Genomic DNA, 19,773 nt, shown 5'->3' with positions numbered 1-19,773 from the left:
CGTTTTCATCATAATCTATTTTGACTTTCTCCTCATCCCACGAAGATTTTTAATTCATACAGATCTGCAAACAATTCATTTTCTTATCTAAAAGATTCCATTGGCTCACTATTTTAGGTGATTCAATTAATATATAATAATTGTGTTTCAATTTGAATCATAACTTCGAATACTGTAAAATTCTTCTATCGCAAACCCTCTTATCAATTGAAATCTCTTGTCTGCACGTCACAAAAAGACATGTGAGAAAAAAATAATGAAAACTGTAGCAAATTAGAGACTAAACAAATATATTATGGTGCTTTGGCTTGCACTTTTGTTAAGCATAAAGATAGAGATGCTCTATGGATTTTATATTCTTCACAAAGAACTTTACCGTTATACCATTCACAAACACCGTCGCGAAATAGATATGACGTGCATTGAAAAATCTTTCTAAGAAAGCGTATGAATTTACCATACAAGTGTCTTCTGTTGTTTGAAATGCTCTGTTTAGCATAAGGGATGTTAATGTTACCCCATTAAGACTCTATGAGTCAGCCCAATATTCACCACATACTCACACAAAAAACACAGAATGCGTAGAATTTTACCTGAGCCCTAGATCACAAACCAACAGTGTTTTACGACACAGCAAGATAATAAAACCCTGTAAAAACTGCTTTTCGAAGATAAATAATTTTTCTGAAGAAAAGTTTCTATAACACTTTCAAGCTCTTCAAACGCATCCTCAAAACTATAACTAACCTCTACTTGATAACACAGCAGTTTTAAGTTCTGAAAATTCCTCTTTGCCGTAGTAAAAATAAAAAATCATCATATTTCTAAACTGTTAAGCTACTATCTGGCGTCGTGCAATAATTGTAAGCCCTAACAAAACTTGACGAATGATAGCTTCACCCAAAAGTGGATTTTTACGACTGTCTAGAACAGCACTCTGAATTCTTTCCATTGCGTAGGAAATCTGTCCTAACTTCCAATATTTTAAAGCTTGTTCAACTGTTTTTTTCCGTTGAAAAAAAATGGGAGGCCGTGCTTGAGAAACTACCGTAAAAGGCGATTTTCCTTCAACCTCTACCTGATAACGCAATAACTGTAATTGCTGAAAATGCCTTTGTGCTGTACTCAAAATAAAAAAAAGTGCTCCATGCAATGCTGCATGTCGGTTAAAATGTACTTCAAACCCTGATATATCGCCCAATAAAAGAGCATCAATGACTTCATCATGAGAAAGAGCACTGACATCGCTTACAACAGCTTTCACATCTTCAAGAGTAATATGAACATTTGCAGCGTAAAGACAAAGCTTTTCTAATTCACCTCGTGATACAAGGCGATCCGCCCCTAAACTTTCATGCAACCATCTACGTGCATCCAAAGAAAGATTCTTCTTAAACTGCCCTAAAACCTCATCAATCAAACCATCAAGAGAACGCATATCATCCGCAAAACAGGGCAAAGCCATTGCTTTTGATGCCGTTTCAACAGCATTGCGCAACCCTGTTCCTTTTTTCAAATCCCCTGATTCAATGAGAATAAAACAGGCTTCTGGTGGCTTCTCAATTAAAAGTTTCAAGGCAGCCAGAAAACCTTTTTGGTTAGCAGCATTAGAGATCCATATCAAACGATCTCCCCCAAAAAGGGATAACGTACGCGCTTCATTTTCCAAACGTGCAGGATCTTTATCAATTTCAGCAGCATCCAAACGAATTGTCGAAAATGGATCTTCTATTGCTACCTGTGTAAGTTTTGCAAAACATTGTGCACGCTCACAAATAAGACCACGATCTGTCCCATAAATAAGAACAATAGGAAAAGCACGTGAAAAACGCGTTAAAAACTGATCAACTTCATGTGCTTTTTTCTGAGCCACATTATTAATCCATTAACAATTCATCATCATCAAGAACTTCCCCGCGAACTTTCTGAAACATGCCAATTAAATCATTGACATCCAATCCCTTACGCTCTTCATGACAGACATCCAAAATCACTTTTCCACCATGCAACATCAAGGTGCGATCGCCATAATCAAGAGCCTGACGCATAGAATGAGTCACCATAATAGTCGTTAACTTTTTCTCTTCAACGATTTTTTCAGTCAACTGCATCACAAAATCAGCCATTCCAGGATCAAGCGCTGAGGTATGTTCATCAAGCAATAAAACATCCGCATGGGCTAATGTTGCCATCACAAGGCAAACAGCTTGGCGTTGCCCACCTGATAAACTGTCCATAGGATTATGAATATATGCTTCAAGACCAATGCCTAATTGAGCAATTTTCTCTCGAAAAAATTGCCGTTTCTCATGGTTTAAAGCCGAACGCAAACCACGACGATTTCCTCGAAGAGCAGCAAGAGCCAAATTTTCTTCAATTGTTAAAGAACCACAACTGCCTATTAAAGAATCTTGAAAAACACAAGCAACCTTTCCAGCGCGTTCACTGATTGATTGCCTAGAAACATTTTGCCCATTGATAACCACTTTCCCTGTTGAGGGAAGCGTTGCACCTGCTAACACACTGAGCAAAGTTGATTTACCAGCGCCATTTGAACCGATAACCGTAACAAAACTACCCTGATCAATTTTAAGGTTAATATCAATTAAAGCCTGTTTTTCCAAAGGTGTTTGCGGTTTAAATGTAACCCCAACATGAAAAAACTCAATCACGTTTACGCCTCCTCCAATAGCGTGGCACAATAAGGGTTAAAATAACCAACAGTGAAGTAATCAACTGAAGATCTGTCGACGTATCAACACCAATTCCATTTGCCTCAAATGCAAATTGCACCGCCACACGATAAAGTACAGACCCCACAATACAGCTGATTATAATCCAAAAAATCTTACGCGTAGGAAATAAAGTTTCACCGATAATCACAGCTGCCAACCCAAAAATAATTGTTCCAATTCCACCGGTAATATCCGTTGCGATCGCAGTTTGAATATAAAGAGAACCACCAAGTGCAACACACGCATTTGAAAGCCCCATACCAAAATAAATTAACGCCGACGTATGAACCCCTTGAGCTGTAGCCATCCGTGGATTAGCTCCCATTGCACGCATAGCAAGACCTATTTCACTTTCCAAAAAACGCCAAATCAAAAACGCCACAACTAGCAATACAATACCAATGAAAAGAGGACGCACAAAAATATCAGACAAACCAAACAGATTATAAAAGGGCGTTAACGCTGTATCAGCAAGCGCTAAATTAACATTAGATCCTCCCATAATTCCCATAATACGAAGATTAACCGTATAGAGCGCTGACATTGTTAAAATGGAAGCCAAAAGATTCAAAATACCAAAACGCAAATTCAACATAGCTGTTAATAAACCAGCTACCATACCTGCACAAAAAGCACACACCATAGCTGTCCATGCATTAAAACCTAAAAGAATCAAGACTCCACAGACACAAGACCCAAGAAGAAATGAACCATCAACTGTTAAATCAGGAAAGTCCAAAACGCGAAAAGAGAGATAAACCCCTATAGCCACAAACGCATAAATAAGACCTAATTCCACAGCGCCAGAAAACGCAAATATATTCATGTAAAGACAATCCCCATGAAAACTTAACGTATTTTATTGTATCAACATCCTATCAATGAAAGTCATGGAATCACTTTTGTCGCACGATCAATAACTGCCTGCGGAATAACAATCCCCGCTTTTTCTGCTGCTTTCATATCAATTCGAATGTCATTACTAGCCGCCTGCACAACATCAATATCACCAGGCTTTTCACCCTTTAGAATACGCACAACCAACTTCCCAGCATCAACCCCTACATCATAGAAATTCACACCTTGTGTCATAAAAGGACCGCGTCCAATAGAATTAGCATCAACAGTAAATACAGGAACATTTGCTTCCTGTGTGACCTTTACTGCACCCTCTAAAACAGAAAGAACCGTATTATCAGCAGGAATAAAAATGATATCTACCTTACCGATTAAAGCCCGTGTTGCTGCCTGAACATCTGAAGGTTTTGGTGCTGATGAAGGAATGATTTCAATTCCAACTTTTTTTGCCACATCCTTTAACACCTTAAGTGTTGAAACAGAATTTGCTTCAGAAGCATTATAAAGATAACCAATTTTTTTCAAATCTGGTTTTACTTCTTGTAACAGTTTAACACTTTCTGCAACATCTATACGATCAGAACTCCCCGTCATATTACCGCCAGGTCTGGTAAGCGAAGAAACGATTTTAGCTCCGATAGGATCAGAAATCGCCGCAAAGACGATAGGAATTGTTTTTGTTGCCGCAAGCATTGTTTGTGCTGAAGGCGTGGTAATCGCTACAATAACATCAGGTTTATCACCAACAAATTTACGTGCAATTTGCGTTGCTGTTGAAATATTGCCTTGCGCTGATAAAAAGGTGAGTTGGAAATTTTTACCTTGCTTATAACCATTTTCTGCAAGAACATCTTCCACACCTTTACGAACGGCATCCGCAGCAGGATGGACCATAATTTGTGTTAGCGCAACTTTAACGTGTCTAACTTGGTCATCCGCTTTTGCAACACTGTTCATCATAAAAACAGCTGCAATGATAAACCCTAATATATTTATTCTCTTCAACATTATACTCCACCCCTCTCTATGCAAAATTAAAAAAGGAATAATCTATTACTGAAGAATCTTATAAAATCAATCTTTATTTCATTTTATTAAAACATGGACAAAATAAATCAAACTAAAATGATATTTTTTGTTGCAATTCGTAAAAGCCTACGCCATACAGGCAAGATATATATCGAATCGGTAAGCGGGTGTAGCTCAGGGGTAGAGCACAACCTTGCCAAGGTTGGGGTCGTGGGTTCGAATCCCATCGCCCGCTCCATTGAATTTTGTATTTATTCGTTCTTGCGTGGAGCTTGTAGCTTGCCAGCAGGTTTTGTATAATTTGCCACTAGGTTTTGTACCAATTTATTTTTTTCAAAGAGTTTTAAAGGTGTTCTTAAAGGGTCTTCAAAGACCTTTCAAAAATCATTTAAAGCTCCCTTTAACGAGTTTTTTCTGCTTCTATTTTCCAGATCGCTAAAGCGTATAAAGTCGGACTGAAACGCAAGGGGGACGATTCCTGTCGAACCATGGCGTTGTTTAGCAACAATAACTTTATTTCTCGCCATCCTGAGAATAATTTTTCAGTATTGGCGGCAGATCGTTTACGACCTTGCAGGTTATAGAAGCTTATGCAAAAGAATTTGGAATTACTTTTGAGTTGACGAATTTTTTACAGCCCCAGTATTAAAAGATCAATTAGAAATGATGAGCAATGACAAGAAAAACAAATGTTAAATAAATCAAAAATTGACTTATCGTTAGATGAATAATTTTTGTTCAAAGGTATGTTTTTACCAAAATTGTGCACCAAAATGAAAGTTGTTTATTTTTCAAATGGCGTGCCTTCTGTTAATTCAATATTTGCTTCAGACACATTCAATATTATTTATGCTAAAAATTTGCAAAAAACTATACCTGTAGAGCAGGCAAAATCTATAATCGATTCCTTTAATGCACAAAAACTACCTTTAGCTTGGTGGGTTGGACCTCATTCGTCTCATTACAAAGCTAATGAAGTTCTCTTATCTATTGGCTTAGAACATGTTGAAACAAAGGTATGGATGGCGGCTTTAGCTCAAGATCAAGATATAGATATAGACTTACATGTTACTTCTATGCTGGATAACTTCAAAATCAAGGAAGTTGAATCACTTCAAGATTTTATAGATTATGGAAATGTTATGGCATCAGTCTTCGAGACTTTTGATGAGGAGGCGGTAATATTTTATGAAACAATAGGAAGCTGTTATAAAAAAGATACTAATATAGATATGTTCGTTGGTTATATAAATAACAATCCTGTAGCAATATGTTTTTGTATTAAAGCGGATGGAATTGGTGGAGTGTATGATATTGTCACCAATTCATATTTTCAGAAAAGAGGTGTTAGGGACTTTCATGAAAAAATTGCTATTGAGCATTAAAAAAAAGAAATGTCATGTTATTGGTATGCAAGCCTCTCACGAGGAAATTGGCATTTATAAAAAATTGGGTTTTATAAATTTTGGTGAATTCAAAGTTTATTTCAATAAACACATGATCGTTGAGCTATGAATTCTTTTCATCGATAAACAAATTTATTATTTTCAGCAAAACTCAAATATAGAAAACCAATCTATACAAAAAAGAAATTTTAGCCAATCTCCTTTAATAATGATAGTGAAAAGCTAAAATCAGTTATTACAAATATAATTGTTCCAAATGACTCACTCAAATTTTCTTACTTTTATGATTTTCAGGATTATTGTCTTAAAAAAGATATCTATCACAGATCTAAGTTGAACAAGTGAAAATTTTTTATTTGATATGATCTATAATTTACTGTTTTTTAATGGTATTTATGAAGAACTCGAAAGCAAATATTTAAAACTATAGTTGCATCATAATTTATTAGATGGTTAGTCTGTTAGTCAATTAATAGAAAAAATCTTAGCTTTATACAATAACCAAAGGAGCTTCAAAACCCTTTCAAAGATCATTTAAAGGTCCTTTATGTATATTGTTTCTTTTTTTAGATTAAAGTTGATGATGAGAAATCTCTCACGCTAATTGTATTATTTTTACACGAAATAAACTGTTTTCACCTATTATTTAGAGTAAATTACGTTTTTGGGATTTCTGGCACATCATTTGATAATCTTCGTGCTTGAACAAATTCTTATCCGGAATAATCTTCAATACAAAAATAAATCAATAATTTGATTCATAAAGATAATTTATCATTATTTATATTGAGCAAGCGTCTCAAATATCATAGGATTATCTCATTTCAAATCTCTATATTCAATCACTCACAATCATCTTCTTACACATCACAAGCGGAATTGACGGATCAATAAAATTCACTTGAAGAAAGGGATAAAAATTCTTCTTATGAACGCTCTGAAATATCAAAGCTTATCGCAACATTGGGAGCTAAAAATAATATAGGGCACACCCCTTTCACCTTAAAAACGTAAAAATGGGAAGCATAATAGCTTTATACACTTCGTAGAGGCTTTAGACCATTCACGTATGTTATTATAAAATGGATATGACACACATTGAGAGAAATCTCTTTAAAATAAACATGTTAATTAACAATATAAGTGCGTTCTATTTGAAGCATACTATTTTATATTGAGGAACATAACTTCAATCAACGTAAAATAAGGTGTTAAACAGTCATAGCACACAATAAAATCAAATAATTTTAAATAGTTAATGATGAAATCCATTAAATGACAGAATAAAATTCAAGTTTGAAAATATTAAACCACACGCTACAGGTCTATTAAATCTCCGATTGTGCGATCGACTACCTTCTCACTAAAACTTAATCACTATAAATATAAAAACCTTAAAGATCGCTCTAAATCGGTGAAAGTTTCTAGAGCTTGCTGTATTAAATGTTGAAAGTTCTCACAGCTGCTCATCTGAAACGCCAGCAGTTCCATAAAAAGAGGATAATGACGTTGTAATATCTGAAAAGATTCACCACATCACCTGAAAGATCATTGATAATTCCATCAGGAAGTATCAATTTCCATTTAGAAAACCCTACCCATGCCGACAAAAAACTCTGTAAATGTTAAATATATTCAATAATTTTGATAACGATTTTGGCTCATCCTGTTTTGCCACAAATATAAGAAACAGCAAATATAGCGGAAACAGCCAGCTTTAATATCGCCTTGTAAAAGGTCTCTCCCTCTACCCTTTTGCTATCAAATCCTGATTTTCAATTCCTCACTCCCTTTGTTTATACTCAAAATTGCCTCTTAAACAGGATACATTAATCGTAAAAAATATACAAAAGAACGAATTATAACATTTTTTCTCATCCTTCTTAAGACAAAATAACTGTTAAGCTACAATGCGCTAACATTTATCAGTCATAAGTCCAAAACAGCATATAATGACGAAACAAATTCATAGAGTGGAGACTTTTCACAATCAATTGTTGTATTAATCTTTCCATAATGCATAAAAATGATGAAGCGGCCCTCGCCCTTTCCCTACTTTTAAAGCATTTGAGGCAGTTAAAGCGCCATGCAAATAGTCTTTTGCTTGTCTAACAGCGCAATCCAAAGGTTGGGTAGGTAACAAAGCTGCAATAGCGGCAGAAATGGTACACCCTGTCCCGTGATCATGAGTGGTTGAAAGACGAGAAGCTTCAAGTATAATAAGGTTTTCACAATCACAATAAAGATCTGGACTAGAACAATCGTAATTTTCTGTGCTATTCTTGGTAAGCATATTCAAATGTCCCCCTTTTAACAAAACTGCGTGACATCCTAGCGCCAAGAGTCGTGGAGCATATTGATACATAGTCTCTAAAGACCATTGCACTTCACCTCCCAATAACAGTGCAGCTTCAGGCAAATTTGGCGTGATCAAAGTTGACATCGGCACAAGAACATCACGCATAATTTCAATTGCATCAGACTTTAAAAGAACATCACCACTTTTTGCAATCATAACCGGATCAAAAACAATGAAACGTGTTTTATGATAAGCAAGACGTTCTGCAATAACCTGTGCAATCTGAGCATTTGCAACCATACCAATTTTAACGGCATCAACATGGATATCCTCAAAAACAGAATCAATTTGATCTGCAACAAAAGAAGCATCTAATGCCTGAAAAGAACGCACACCCTGAGTATTTTGTGCAACAACAGCTGTAACCACACTCATACCATAAGTTTTCATAGCTGAAAAAACCTTCAAATCCGCCTGCATTCCAGCGCCACCAGAAGGATCTGTTCCCGCGATAGATAAAATCCGTGGAATAAAAAGTTTATCTTTTTGTAATTCCATCAACCTCTTTCCTTCTGTTTTTAAATATCGAAAAATGAGTTACCGAAAAAATAGATGCTTGAAAAAATATAAAGAAGATGTTTTCTCATGTAAATTATATTAATATATGAAGTCTTCATATAGATATAAAATGGAAAATGTAGTGCTTATCCTTCGTTCTATTCTTTTTACGTTCGCTTTTTATACAACAACTTTCATACAAATGATTCTTTACGCTCCCGTTTATTTTTTAATGCCCCGCAAAAAGGCATGGATTGTCCCTAAAACATGGGCGCGCGTTACACTCTTTTTGCAAAAATACATCGCAGGCACAAGTTATGAGATTGAAGGATTAGAAAATCTTCCCAAAGGAGCCTACATCATTGCTCCAAAGCATCAATCTGCTTGGGAAACTTTCAGTCTCGTTCCCTATTTTGATGATCCCACTCTCATTTTAAAACGTGAATTGATGTGGATTCCATTGTTTGGCTGGTATATGGCAAAAACACAAATTATCCCCATTAACCGCACAACGCCCATAAAAGCCTTAAAAATGATTATACAAAAAGCAAAAGAGAAAGTAAAACAAGGGCGCCAAATCTTGATTTTTCCCGAAGGGACACGCCGACAACCCGGTCAAGAACCAGATTATAAGTCAGGAATTGTCGCACTCTATAATGAATTAGGACTTCAAGTTGTCCCTATTGCACACAATGCGGGTTTATATTGGCCACGCAACAATTTTCGCCGCTATCCCGGAACAATTCGTGTCCGTATTCTTCCTCCGATAGAAGCTGGTTTAAGCAAACGTGATTTTCTAGATCAACTTGTCCAAAAAACTGAAAAAGCGTGTGATGAACTGCTTCTCTTAGCAGCTCAAGATCCTACCCCTCCTCCTATGCCACCATACGCTGTTCAGAAGCTTCAAAAACTAAATCATCATGAAACAATGCACTGATTGGTCAGAATAGCGCATCACTTTCTATATTAAACGGAGTATATGGAACAAAAATATAAGAAAGATACTTCAAACTTTCTAATTCAAAATTATAAAACACATGTACATTATAAGAAATGATCAATATGTGAATTTTTTTGAGAAAAAATTCTTCTTCTCTTTAAAATCGTTTAAACAACATAAATCATATTGATTTATAAGGATATTTTAGAGTTATTCAACTTGAATGAGAACCCTGAATACCGTAAAATTCTCTCATTTCAAAGCTGTTCCATGTTGAATCAATTAAAACCATTTGCTTGCACATTACAAGCGGGAATACCTGTGTGAATAAAACGATACAAGAAACGATTAAAATGCTTTTTACGAACGATCTCAAGTGCCAAGGGCTGTCCTAACAGGAGAGCAAGAAAAATGCATCACTATGCCGATTCGTTCCTTCCTGAGAAACATCAATCCCCCCAAGAATCTAAAATCTTTTACAATCTTCATTATTTAAAAAGTATTTCTTAAGATACTTAAGTCATCAAAACAAATTCAAAGGGAAAATAAAAATGAATGTTAGTTTTTATCTCCGAGACACAACGGATACAGCAATTAACCATCTTTCCTCCTTAACCTAGACTTAAAAGCTTTGTGTACCACATTAAAACAATTCTAAACAACGAATAAGAAGGAACTGGATTTAAATTAATGCAACGTCTCTTCTATAATTTATTTTTTTCTGTGATTTTGAGTTTATCCAGCGCTGTTGCTCTAGCGCAGCCTTTTATTTCTGTTGATGTTACAACGGGGCATATCTTAAAACATAATCAAGCTTTTGAGCGTTGGTATCCTGCTTCCTTGACAAAATTAATGACCGCTTATATTATCTTTCGTGCCATGAGCCGAGGGGAAATTTCACCAGACAAACATATCACCATCAGCGAATATGCAGCAAAAGCTCCCTCATATCGTTCAGGCTATAAAGCTGGTTCTCTACTCACACTTGATACAGCCTTAAGTATCACCATGGTTAAATCTACCAATGATTTGGCCATTGCCATGAGCGAAGCTGTGGCAGGTTCACAGAAAAATTTTGTACGTAAAATGAATAGCGAAGCTAAACGTTTAGGCATGTTTGGCACCCATTTTGCTAACGCAAGTGGTTTACCAGACCCTCAAAACTACTCCACAGCACGCGATATTGCTCTTTTAGCCGTTCAAATACGTCGAGAATTTCCACAATATGCTCATTATTTTTCTATTCCAGCCATTGATTTTGGTAATAATCGAAAAATCCAGTATAACTCAAACAACCTCATTGGCCGTTTTTATGGAATAGACGGTATGAAAACAGGTTTTATTTGTGCCTCTGGTTTTAATCTTGTTGCCTCAGCCACCCGCAATAAACGTACAATTATTGCTGTCATTCTAGGTGCTAACAACATAACTGAAAGAGAAGAAAAAGCTGCACAACTTCTTGAAACAGGATTTTTGCACCAAGGAAGACCCCAATTAACACTAGCAACATTAAAACCTTATGGGAGAAACATAACACAAGCCAAAAATATGAGACAACAAACATGCACACCTGAAGCTATAAAAATGCATGCAAATTCATATGATGATCAAGGAAATATTATTCTCACCTCACCTTTTATCACTGCTCCACCTCCTTTTTCTCATCCTTTACCAGTACACCTCATTCGTACGCCACAAAAACCTAAAATAACAGTAAAGCCACTAAGAAAGCCCCCTAGTTAGTATAAAAGACGTGCAAACCATTCTATAAAAAAGCCATAAATCATAATCTAGGATTAATTATTTTGTACCTTATATCAAAACCACAAATATTGTAAGATTCTCTCATTTCAAATTTGTATTTGTTGAATCAATAAAAACCAATCTCTTGCACGTCACAGGGTAGATGAATATGTAGATAAAATAATTAAAACAAGGAATAAAAATTCCTCCTATAAATCCTTTCAAGAACCAAGAATGATCATAACATTGACGCTAAAAAGTGTATGATATACGCGCGTGCACTTACCTTTATAAGCGTAAAGATAGTGATACAATGGATTTCATGGGGGATTAACCATTATATCCCTCACGGACACCATTATAAATTGGTTAGACGTACTGAGATATGTTTTAAAACAAAACCACAGTTGATGATTAACATGAAAATAAAGCGCATCCCTCTCACGCTTATTACTGGTTTTTTAGGCTCTGGCAAAACAACTTTACTCAACCGTATGCTACAAGACCCTCTTTTAACAGAATGTGCTGTTATCATTAATGAATTCGGCGAAATCAGTATTGACCACCTTCTAGTTGAAAAAACGACAGAAGGAATTATTGAGCTTGCCAATGGTTGCTTATGCTGCAATTTACGCAGTGATCTCATCGACACATTAATTGATTTAATAAATCGCATTCAGACAGGACAGATCAAACAACTCCATCATATTATCATTGAAACCACAGGGGTAGCTGATCCTGCCCCTATTTTACAAATACTTTTAAGCCACCCGTTGTTTATTCAAACATTATCCATAAATGCTGTTCTTGCAACATTTGATACATTAAGCACACTTTCCATATGTGAGCGCTATCCTGAAATATATAAACAATTAATATTTGCTGATAAAATTATTCTTACCAAAACAGATCTTATGGCTCAACAAACGCTTTCAGATACGCTCCTTAACACACTTAATACGATTAATCCTACAGCACAAATCATTGACGCCCATTCTGAAGATTTCTGTTCAAATCTATTAATAAATAACACATTATGGGATGAAAAAGTAGAAAATACAAAACTTAAACAAAATCTTACGACTACCCCATATAATCATGCCCCCCATAAAACCATTCGTACCTTTTCACTAAACTGTGACGGTTCTTTTGATTACGCTACAATTGAAGCTTTTTTAGATCTCCTACAAGACTGTTATGGTACAAAATTATTACGTATTAAAGCAATTATCGCATTGCGTGATGACCCTTATCGCCCACTTGTATTACATGGGGTACAAACATTTTTTCATCCTCCCATAAGATTATCAGCATGGCCAAAAGGAATAAAACAAACACGTTTTGTCATCATTGCCGATGGTGTTGAAAAAGAAGCAATACAAAAGCTCCTCAATGCTTTTTTTAATAAACCAGCAATAGATACTGCAGACAAAACAGCTCTCTTAGAAAATCCTCTGGTCATTCCAGGAATAAAATTTTAATTTTTTCTCCCCTCCAATGATATAACATTAAATTCATTGGCATCACCATCTTTATGCTTTTAAAGGAGCAAACCGGCACCATCACACACTTGGCTAATCCCCAATATTGAACAGCTCTTGGCACTTTATATAGCTCATAAAAAACGTTTTAGTTTTTTCTTGCACAGTTTTACCCACGCAGCTATGCCCGCTTGTAATGTGCAAGCAAATGGTTTTAATTGATTCAATATGGAACAGCTTTGAAATGAAAGAATCTTACGGTATTCAGGGTTCTCATTCAAGTTGAATAATAAATTATCTTTATAATCAATATGTTATAAATTTATAAAAACCTTTCATATATATTCCTATTCAAGTTTATTCACATGCTAATCCAATTTTATGGTGTGCAAAAAATGGTTTCGATTGATTCATTATAAACAGATTTTAAGATAAAAGAATCTTATGATATTAAGTCCCTAATTCAAACTGAAAAATGATAAATTGTCATTATGAATCAAATTTTTATGATAAAAATTTTTAATATTCATCAATCTGTAATCAGATTGTTTTCTTTCTAAATGCGCTTCACCTGCGAACCACTTCATGTGATTTACCTACATAAGAATCTATGAAAAAACTCTGCGCTTTAAAATATTGACTACTCACTTAAACACCTTATGCGTAAAGCTTTTGCATATCCTGTATCGCCATTTATAAGTGATCGTGTTTACGGTGCAGCAGAATACAATAACACTCACTGCATTAGAGAAACTGAAGTTTTATCAATATCGCGATTAAAAACGTAACGTTTTCCATAAACTTCAACAGTTGGAGGTTGACGATTTTTTTCAAAAAAATCATAACCTTTCTTAAGCATAACCCAGAATTGATAATGAGGATCATTGCTATGACGTGACATATTATCCTCGGTCATGCGGAAAGGAAAAGCCTGCAACTGAAACTCTCTTTGTCCTCCTTTAAAAGCATCCCGTGCAAACGCATAAATCTGAGCCATGTTCTTATCACTCATAGAATAACAACCTGCGGAAAAGCAAGAACCATGCACCATAAGATTGCTTCCTGTACGACCATTTTCCTGATCATAAAGGTTAGGAAATCCTATATTAAAAGAAAGATAATATTTTGAATAAGGATTCATTTGGTTTGCGCTAATAGTATAAAAACCCTCTGGTGTCTGAAGATCCCCTTCTCTATATTTAGGTCCAAGCTTACCAGACCATTTGCAAATACCATAGCGAGCAACCAAGATAAAAGGTCCTGAACGAGATTGCTTCCAAACTTCAGCAAGATTTTCTTCCTTGAAAAATCGCATTACAATTGGTGCATAAGGATCAATATCGTACAAAGCCATTCTATTCTGGATTTCTTGTGGCAACGGCTGCTCAACTTTAGCACGAATAGAAGCTGGTAATCTTCCTTCACATGCCGTCAATATTCCCATTACAAACAACACACACACAGCGAGGAATTTGCTAAATGTCATCGAATAAAACTCCAATCCAACACCCCTCACAAAAAATAACCTATGTTAGAGATCGACCAATTTGAAGGTATTTTTCCCTTCGCTCTTGTTTAAGAGCTTCCCCATCTTTTCCAGCCATAGCTTTTAAAGCCTCTGAAATAATATCACCCGTTGCATCAATGACAATCTCTTTGCCACGATGCGCTCCCCCTAAAGGTTCCGAAATAATGCCATCAATAATCTTTAAGCGATATAAATCTTGAGCGGTAATACGCATATTCATTGCAGCATCTTTTGCACGAGCTGGATCACGCCATAAGATAGAAGCTGCTCCTTCTGGTGAAATAACAGAGTAAATTGCGTGCTCCAACATATAAACTTTGTTGGCAGCCGCGATTGCTATCGCCCCTCCAGAACCGCCTTCTCCAATAACAACGGAAACCACAGGAACTTTCAAACGCAAAGTTGCAGCTGTTGATTGAGCAATTGCTTCCGCTTGCCCACGTTCTTCAGCGCTTACCCCAGGATAAGCACCTGCTGTATCAATAAAAGTGAGGAGTGGCAAACCAAAGCGGTCAGCCATTTCCATAATACGTACAGCTTTACGATAGCCTTCTGGACGTGCAGAACCAAAATTATAGCGCAAACGTGTTTGCGTATCGTAACCTTTCTCTTGACCGATATAAGCAACGGCCTCACCTTTAAAGCGTGCAAACCCAGCTTGAATAGCCTCATCTTCAGCAAACTTGCGATCTCCTGCCAAAGGCGTAACATCACTCAATAGGCGTTTAGAATAGTCCATAAAATGAGGACGATCAGGATGACGAGCGACTTGTGTTTTTTGCCACGGCGATAATTTTTTATAAATATCGCGCAACGCTGTTTGAGATCGCGCTTCAAGACGAGCAATCTCATCACTCATATCAAGACTGCCTTTTTCCTGAGAAATTTTTTTTAATTCAAGAATTTTCCCATCAAGATCAGCAACTGGTTTTTCAAAATCAAGATAATTATACATTTGTACCAACTCATTTAGTATCACTTATACACTTATAATTTTCTTTATAAAGTCTTTTTCAAAAACATCACCTTTTCTTTAACGAGCCTTTTGCTCATCGGCAAGTGGATGATGCTCATTGACTAAACGATAAAGTCCCTCTTCCAACACATGGGTATAAATCTGAGTGGTAGCAATATTAGAGTGACCTAACAAATGTTGAACTGCACGCAAATCGGCACCATTTTGCAAAAGATGACTGGCAAAAGCATGACGCAACACATGGGGAGAAAAGCTATTACTTTCTATTCCTGCTCTTCTAGCGAGATTTTTCAACTCCCGCGCAACGACTTGACGAGAAATATATCCTGTCTTAGAATGTGCAGGAAAAAGATAAGGACTTGCGGCATCCTTTTCCTGATCACGGAAATTTAACCACTGCGAAAGAACTTGGCATGCTTTTTTTGATAAGAGCACCATTCGTTCTTTTTTGCCCTTACCACGAACCAAAACGCTGTACTCCTTCCTTCGAACAGACTGAACCGGCAGACTCACCAACTCACTAATACGCAACCCTGTTGCATAAAGCATTTCACTCAATAGCAGAAGACGCAATGCGCGCAGATAATCCTTAGATCCATAATCTGCTTGATTAACCTCAAACTGCGCCAAATCAAGCAATTTTGTCACCGCATCTTCACCAATAATTTTCGGCAAAGGGCGCCCCTGACGAGGTGCATCAATATCATGAGAGGGATCATCCGCTCTCAACCCTTCAGCATAAAGGAATTGATAAAACTGACGCAAAGTTGATAAACGGCGCGCTTGCGACGATGCCGCAAAACCAAAAGTATGCATAAGCGACAAAAGGGCAATTAAATCTTCTTTTTGTGCTGAAAAAAGCGAAACAGAGTGTGAAGACAATTCATCTTGTGCCCACTGCAAATCATGCTGATAAGCCGCAAGCGTATGAGATGAAGCCCCCCTCTCCGCGCTCATCATCTCAAGAAAATGATCTATCACAGCACCACTTTTCATTTCATTGATTCGCTTCCATAGAAAGATTCCATGAATCCAAAGGAACATCAATGTACATATCTACAGTTACTGGTTCAACCCAAATCACAAGAGCACCCATTATAATGAAAAGAACAGAAAGCAAAATGAAAAGAATCATCAAAAATCTGGTCAATGTTGGCATAAGACAATAACCTACCCAAAAATATTCTATCTCGTATTATGCCTCACAAAGATTAACAGGAATTGACTTTAAGATGGATAAATGCCGAAATAAAGTTATGAAAAGCAATCGACCAAAACGCATCCCCATAACACAAATAAAGAATCAACTCTTATCATCCCTTGATAAAAGAGCTCTTGTCCTTGTTGGTCTTATGGGGGCAGGCAAATCAGTAATCGGAAAACGCGTCGCCACCATGCTCCGTTTACCCTTTTATGATTCTGACCAAGAAATTGAAAAAGCTGCGCAAATGACAATCACTGAACTCTTTGAAATTTATGGTGAATCAGAATTTCGTGCTCTTGAACAGAATGTTATTCTAAACCTCATAAAAAAAAGTCCCCTTGTTTTAGCAACAGGTGGTGGTGCCTACATAAATGAAAATATCCGAAAAGCCATTCATCAAAATGGTATATCCGTATGGCTAAAAGTCGATCTTGATATCCTCATGCAACGTGTCTCGAAGCACCCAACACGCCCCCTGCTTCAAACAGCCAATCCTAAAGAAACCATGCAAAAACTCATGGAACAGCGTTATCCTATCTATGCAAAGGCAAATTTAACAATTAACAGTCATAAAGAAAGCCGTCATACTGTAGCACAAAATGTTATACGATCTGTACAGCACTACCTATACACAGAAATTAACAATAGGAAAAACCAGCATGCAAACAAAGACCGTCACTGTTAAACTCAACAAACACTGTTACAATATCATCATTGGTTCGGGTCTGATTACACAAGCTGCTTCACAGATTAAACATGTTCTTAACAAAAAAGATCCTCATCCAACGCGCTTGGCACTTGTTACAGATACAAATGTTGCTTCCCTTCATTTGGAAATATTACAAGCAGAGTTAACAAAAAATAAAATTCATACTGTCCCTGTTATTGTAGAAGCAGGAGAACAATCAAAATCATTTTCAACCCTGCAAGTTGTCATCGATCAAATTCTTGCTGCGCGTTTAGAAAGAAGCGACTGTGTTATTGCTTTTGGCGGTGGTGTCATTGGCGATCTAGGAGGATTTGCGGCAAGTATAATCCGCCGTGGTATGAACTTCATTCAAATGCCCACAACGCTTCTCGCACAAATTGACTCCTCCGTTGGTGGAAAAACGGGCATCAACAGCCGATATGGTAAAAATCTTATTGGTACTTTTTATCAACCGCAATGCGTTATTGCTGACACATGTCTTCTTGATACCCTACCATCGCGCGAATTTCGTGCTGGTTACGCGGAAATAGTCAAATATGGACTCATTAACCAGCCTGATTTCTTTGAATGGCTTGAAAAAAATGGACAAGAAGTCTTTTCCAATGGACCTATGCGAACAGAAGCCATTATTCGTTCATGCCAATTTAAAGCTGCCATTGTAGCGCGTGATGAACACGAAACAGGAGAGCGCGCACTCTTAAATCTCGGACATACATTTGGACACATGCTTGAAACAGCAACGGCTTATAACTCAAAGCGTTTAATCCACGGTGAAGCTGTAGCAATTGGAATAGTTCTAGCGCATCAATTCTCTGCTCAACTAAATTTAATAAGCCCCACACTTACACAACGTATTGAAGCACACTTCAAATCTATAGGTTTGCCTACACAATTAAAGGATATCCCAGGATGTCTACCAGATGCTGAAACTTTAATGACTCTCATTGCCCAAGATAAAAAAGTTTCACAGAATAATTTGACCTTCATTTTAACACGCGGACTTGGCCAATCATTTATTGCAAAAAATGTTTCACCAGATGCAGTTTTGACTTTTCTGGAACAAAAATTAGCAGAAATTCGTTAATTCATATTGAATATAATTGATTCGTTTTTATACTTCTATTAAAGGAATAAGTATGATGATGTCTGCGTAGCTCAGTAGGATAGAGCACAGGATTCCTAAAGAAATTGGGCACTTTTAGGAGAAATCCTCAAAGTGGATCTGCTCAAATTCGGGGAAAGCTTCATGGGAGACTATATGCCAATCCCGAGCCAAGTCTCTCTTCAAATGAGAGAAAGGTGTAGAGACTGAACGGGCAGCACCTAACGAGCTAAAAGCTTCAAGGTGAAGAGACAGTCCAGACCACAAACAGCCGGATAAGGCTGGCGGTGAAAATCGAAGTGGTATGAATCCTGGGGTCGCAGGTTCGAATCCTGCCGTAGACACCATCGTATCAATCAAATTATTCTTTGTGCGCAATATAGGAATATAGGGAAGCATTATGAAAAAAACTTTACATATTTTAGGATTTTTCACCGCTTTAAGTTTATCACTCTTCAGCTCAAACAATAGCTTAGCTCATTCTTTTATCATTGAGGTACCAGACAATCCAGAGCCAAAAACAGAGACCATTACCTACCAGTGCAATACTGGAACAAGTAAAGAGCGCGTTGAAGCAATCTATCTCAATGCTGATAATATTTCGTTGGTTGATTTCAAATGGAAAAGCGATCGCGTCATTGCTGCAAATGTAGTCGCCGACACAGGGGAAAAATACGAAGGAAAATGGTATGTTTGGTGGAAAATGAACAACGAAGTCACACTTTACGATCATCTTCATGATCCAGAAAGAAAAAACCCCATCCACTGTCAAGATGAATCAACATTGTTGTTCTAAATAATCAGGTAAACATTATGAAAAAAACTCTTTTTAATTTACAATTTTTAGCCGTTTTAAGTCTATCGCTTTTTGGCTCAATGAGTGCCTTTGCTGGCTCTTTAGTCATTGAGGTACCAGACGATCCAGAACCAAAAAAAGAAACCGTTGTCTATCAATGCAGCAATGAAACAAAAAAAGAGCGTGTTGAAGCAACCTACTACACTACCGATGATATTGCATTAGTTGATCTCAAATGGAATGGAAATCGCATCATCGCTTCCAATGTCGTTTCTGCTTCTGGAGCGAAATATGTAGGGGGTGAATATGTTTGGTGGACAAAAGGAAACGAGGCCTCATTCTACAATAGCCTTGCTGAAGACCACACAACGCCCCTCACATGTGTAGAAGAAAAAAGCGCAGAATAAAG

At 36.8% G+C, this 19,773-nt stretch carries 18 protein-coding genes and 1 tRNA gene; 9 read left to right on the top strand and 10 right to left on the bottom strand.

Annotation, left to right across the window (positions count from 1 at the left end; genetic code table 11):
• Positions 1–832 precede the first annotated feature (832 nt).
• The 4 genes from holA to ACFIJ0_RS04785 all read right to left on the bottom strand — a co-directional run bounded on the left by holA (position 833) and on the right by ACFIJ0_RS04785 (position 4,601).
• Positions 833–1,873, bottom strand: coding sequence for a DNA polymerase III subunit delta (gene holA / locus ACFIJ0_RS04800; RefSeq protein ID WP_375624860.1), 1,041 nt, complete (start codon positions 1,871–1,873; stop codon positions 833–835).
• Between the two features lie 4 nt (positions 1,874–1,877).
• A complete protein-coding gene (locus ACFIJ0_RS04795; RefSeq protein WP_375624859.1) occupies positions 1,878–2,672 on the bottom strand; it encodes an ABC transporter ATP-binding protein in 795 nt (264 codons plus the stop codon).
• The gene (locus tag ACFIJ0_RS04790) at positions 2,665–3,561 is read right to left on the bottom strand and encodes an ABC transporter permease (RefSeq protein ID WP_375624858.1); all 897 of its coding nucleotides are present in this window, start codon (positions 3,559–3,561) and stop codon (positions 2,665–2,667) included. Before ACFIJ0_RS04790 ends, ACFIJ0_RS04795 begins: the two co-directional genes overlap by 8 nt.
• A 62-nt stretch (positions 3,562–3,623) precedes the next feature.
• Complete coding sequence (locus ACFIJ0_RS04785; protein WP_375624857.1) at positions 3,624–4,601, bottom strand: ABC transporter substrate-binding protein; 978 nt, start codon at positions 4,599–4,601, stop codon at positions 3,624–3,626.
• A gap of 184 nt (positions 4,602–4,785) precedes the next feature.
• Here ACFIJ0_RS04785 and ACFIJ0_RS04780 point away from each other — a divergent pair.
• Positions 4,786–4,860: transfer RNA gene (locus ACFIJ0_RS04780), tRNA-Gly, on the top strand.
• A gap of 139 nt (positions 4,861–4,999) precedes the next feature.
• Here the strand turns inward: ACFIJ0_RS04780 and ACFIJ0_RS04775 are convergent.
• Positions 5,000–5,149: a hypothetical protein gene (locus ACFIJ0_RS04775; protein ID WP_375624927.1), complete on the bottom strand. Its 150-nt coding sequence runs from the start codon at positions 5,147–5,149 to the stop codon at positions 5,000–5,002.
• A 246-nt stretch (positions 5,150–5,395) separates the two neighbouring features.
• On the opposite strand from ACFIJ0_RS04775, the gene ACFIJ0_RS04770 reads away from it, so the two are divergent.
• Positions 5,396–6,007, top strand: a complete 612-nt coding sequence (locus ACFIJ0_RS04770) for an N-acetyltransferase (protein ID WP_375624856.1) — start codon at positions 5,396–5,398, stop codon at positions 6,005–6,007.
• Between the two features lie 2,023 nt (positions 6,008–8,030).
• Here the strand turns inward: ACFIJ0_RS04770 and thiD are convergent.
• The gene (gene thiD, locus ACFIJ0_RS04765) at positions 8,031–8,885 is read right to left on the bottom strand and encodes a bifunctional hydroxymethylpyrimidine kinase/phosphomethylpyrimidine kinase (RefSeq protein ID WP_375624855.1); all 855 of its coding nucleotides are present in this window, start codon (positions 8,883–8,885) and stop codon (positions 8,031–8,033) included.
• Positions 8,886–9,015: 130 nt separating this feature from the next.
• Here thiD and ACFIJ0_RS04760 point away from each other — a divergent pair, with 130 nt between their 5' ends.
• The 3 genes from ACFIJ0_RS04760 (at position 9,016) to ACFIJ0_RS04750 (ending at position 13,049) form a co-directional block, all read left to right on the top strand.
• The gene (locus ACFIJ0_RS04760; protein WP_375624854.1) at positions 9,016–9,822 is read left to right on the top strand and encodes a lysophospholipid acyltransferase family protein; all 807 of its coding nucleotides are present in this window, start codon (positions 9,016–9,018) and stop codon (positions 9,820–9,822) included.
• Positions 9,823–10,515: 693 nt separating this feature from the next.
• A complete protein-coding gene (locus ACFIJ0_RS04755; protein WP_375624853.1) occupies positions 10,516–11,568 on the top strand; it encodes a D-alanyl-D-alanine carboxypeptidase family protein in 1,053 nt (350 codons plus the stop codon).
• Between the two features lie 419 nt (positions 11,569–11,987).
• Complete coding sequence (locus tag ACFIJ0_RS04750) at positions 11,988–13,049, top strand: CobW family GTP-binding protein (protein WP_375624852.1); 1,062 nt, start codon at positions 11,988–11,990, stop codon at positions 13,047–13,049.
• 736 nt (positions 13,050–13,785) lie between these two features.
• On the opposite strand, the gene ACFIJ0_RS04745 is transcribed toward ACFIJ0_RS04750, so the two are convergent.
• The 4 genes from ACFIJ0_RS04745 to ACFIJ0_RS04730 all read right to left on the bottom strand — a co-directional run bounded on the left by ACFIJ0_RS04745 (position 13,786) and on the right by ACFIJ0_RS04730 (position 16,712).
• On the bottom strand, positions 13,786–14,535 hold the full coding sequence (locus ACFIJ0_RS04745; RefSeq protein WP_375624851.1) for a L,D-transpeptidase family protein: 750 nt from the start codon (positions 14,533–14,535) through the stop codon (positions 13,786–13,788).
• Between the two features lie 40 nt (positions 14,536–14,575).
• Positions 14,576–15,532, bottom strand: coding sequence for an acetyl-CoA carboxylase carboxyltransferase subunit alpha (locus ACFIJ0_RS04740; protein ID WP_375624850.1), 957 nt, complete (start codon positions 15,530–15,532; stop codon positions 14,576–14,578).
• Between the two features lie 78 nt (positions 15,533–15,610).
• Positions 15,611–16,549 carry a site-specific tyrosine recombinase XerD gene (locus ACFIJ0_RS04735; protein ID WP_375624849.1) on the bottom strand — a complete coding sequence of 313 codons (939 nt, stop codon included), beginning with the start codon at positions 16,547–16,549 and terminating at the stop codon, positions 15,611–15,613.
• 1 nt (position 16,550) lies between these two features.
• Positions 16,551–16,712 carry a hypothetical protein gene (locus ACFIJ0_RS04730; protein ID WP_375624848.1) on the bottom strand — a complete coding sequence of 54 codons (162 nt, stop codon included), beginning with the start codon at positions 16,710–16,712 and terminating at the stop codon, positions 16,551–16,553.
• 97 nt (positions 16,713–16,809) lie between these two features.
• Here ACFIJ0_RS04730 and ACFIJ0_RS04725 point away from each other — a divergent pair, with 97 nt between their 5' ends.
• The 4 genes from ACFIJ0_RS04725 to ACFIJ0_RS04710 all read left to right on the top strand — a co-directional run bounded on the left by ACFIJ0_RS04725 (position 16,810) and on the right by ACFIJ0_RS04710 (position 19,771).
• Positions 16,810–17,442, top strand: coding sequence for a shikimate kinase (locus tag ACFIJ0_RS04725; RefSeq protein WP_375624920.1), 633 nt, complete (start codon positions 16,810–16,812; stop codon positions 17,440–17,442).
• Positions 17,417–18,550, top strand: a complete 1,134-nt coding sequence (gene aroB, locus ACFIJ0_RS04720) for a 3-dehydroquinate synthase (RefSeq protein WP_375624847.1) — start codon at positions 17,417–17,419, stop codon at positions 18,548–18,550. Before ACFIJ0_RS04725 ends, aroB begins: the two co-directional genes overlap by 26 nt.
• A 418-nt stretch (positions 18,551–18,968) precedes the next feature.
• Positions 18,969–19,364: an MliC family protein gene (locus tag ACFIJ0_RS04715; RefSeq protein ID WP_375624846.1), complete on the top strand. Its 396-nt coding sequence runs from the start codon at positions 18,969–18,971 to the stop codon at positions 19,362–19,364.
• 17 nt (positions 19,365–19,381) lie between these two features.
• Positions 19,382–19,771, top strand: coding sequence for an MliC family protein (locus tag ACFIJ0_RS04710; RefSeq protein ID WP_375624845.1), 390 nt, complete (start codon positions 19,382–19,384; stop codon positions 19,769–19,771).
• Positions 19,772–19,773: the final 2 nt, after the last annotated feature.

It is taken from the genome of Bartonella sp. OC68QHHN, from assembly GCF_042193875.1.
GTDB lineage: Bacteria > Pseudomonadota > Alphaproteobacteria > Rhizobiales > Rhizobiaceae > Bartonella > Bartonella grahamii_A.
Note: the sequence above shows the minus strand (reverse complement) of the source record. Positions and strands in the feature narration are given on the sequence as shown.

What these genes read in the sequence shown, in the direction of transcription:
- ACFIJ0_RS04790 (WP_375624858.1), bottom strand. Translation starts at nt 3,561, where the DNA reads ATGAATATATTTGCGTTTTCTGGCGCTGTGGAATTAGGTCTTATTTAT.
- ACFIJ0_RS04785 (WP_375624857.1), bottom strand. Translation starts at nt 4,601, where the DNA reads ATGTTGAAGAGAATAAATATATTAGGGTTTATCATTGCAGCTGTTTTT.
- ACFIJ0_RS04775 (WP_375624927.1), bottom strand. Translation starts at nt 5,149, where the DNA reads ATGGCGAGAAATAAAGTTATTGTTGCTAAACAACGCCATGGTTCGACA.
- ACFIJ0_RS04770 (WP_375624856.1), top strand. Translation starts at nt 5,396, where the DNA reads ATGAAAGTTGTTTATTTTTCAAATGGCGTGCCTTCTGTTAATTCAATA.
- thiD (WP_375624855.1), bottom strand. Translation starts at nt 8,885, where the DNA reads ATGGAATTACAAAAAGATAAACTTTTTATTCCACGGATTTTATCTATC.
- ACFIJ0_RS04760 (WP_375624854.1), top strand. Translation starts at nt 9,016, where the DNA reads ATGGAAAATGTAGTGCTTATCCTTCGTTCTATTCTTTTTACGTTCGCT.
- ACFIJ0_RS04755 (WP_375624853.1), top strand. Translation starts at nt 10,516, where the DNA reads ATGCAACGTCTCTTCTATAATTTATTTTTTTCTGTGATTTTGAGTTTA.
- ACFIJ0_RS04750 (WP_375624852.1), top strand. Translation starts at nt 11,988, where the DNA reads ATGAAAATAAAGCGCATCCCTCTCACGCTTATTACTGGTTTTTTAGGC.
- ACFIJ0_RS04745 (WP_375624851.1), bottom strand. Translation starts at nt 14,535, where the DNA reads ATGACATTTAGCAAATTCCTCGCTGTGTGTGTGTTGTTTGTAATGGGA.
- ACFIJ0_RS04740 (WP_375624850.1), bottom strand. Translation starts at nt 15,532, where the DNA reads ATGTATAATTATCTTGATTTTGAAAAACCAGTTGCTGATCTTGATGGG.
- ACFIJ0_RS04735 (WP_375624849.1), bottom strand. Translation starts at nt 16,549, where the DNA reads ATGAAAAGTGGTGCTGTGATAGATCATTTTCTTGAGATGATGAGCGCG.
- ACFIJ0_RS04730 (WP_375624848.1), bottom strand. Translation starts at nt 16,712, where the DNA reads ATGCCAACATTGACCAGATTTTTGATGATTCTTTTCATTTTGCTTTCT.
- ACFIJ0_RS04725 (WP_375624920.1), top strand. Translation starts at nt 16,810, where the DNA reads ATGAAAAGCAATCGACCAAAACGCATCCCCATAACACAAATAAAGAAT.
- aroB (WP_375624847.1), top strand. Translation starts at nt 17,417, where the DNA reads ATGCAAACAAAGACCGTCACTGTTAAACTCAACAAACACTGTTACAAT.
- ACFIJ0_RS04715 (WP_375624846.1), top strand. Translation starts at nt 18,969, where the DNA reads ATGAAAAAAACTTTACATATTTTAGGATTTTTCACCGCTTTAAGTTTA.
- ACFIJ0_RS04710 (WP_375624845.1), top strand. Translation starts at nt 19,382, where the DNA reads ATGAAAAAAACTCTTTTTAATTTACAATTTTTAGCCGTTTTAAGTCTA.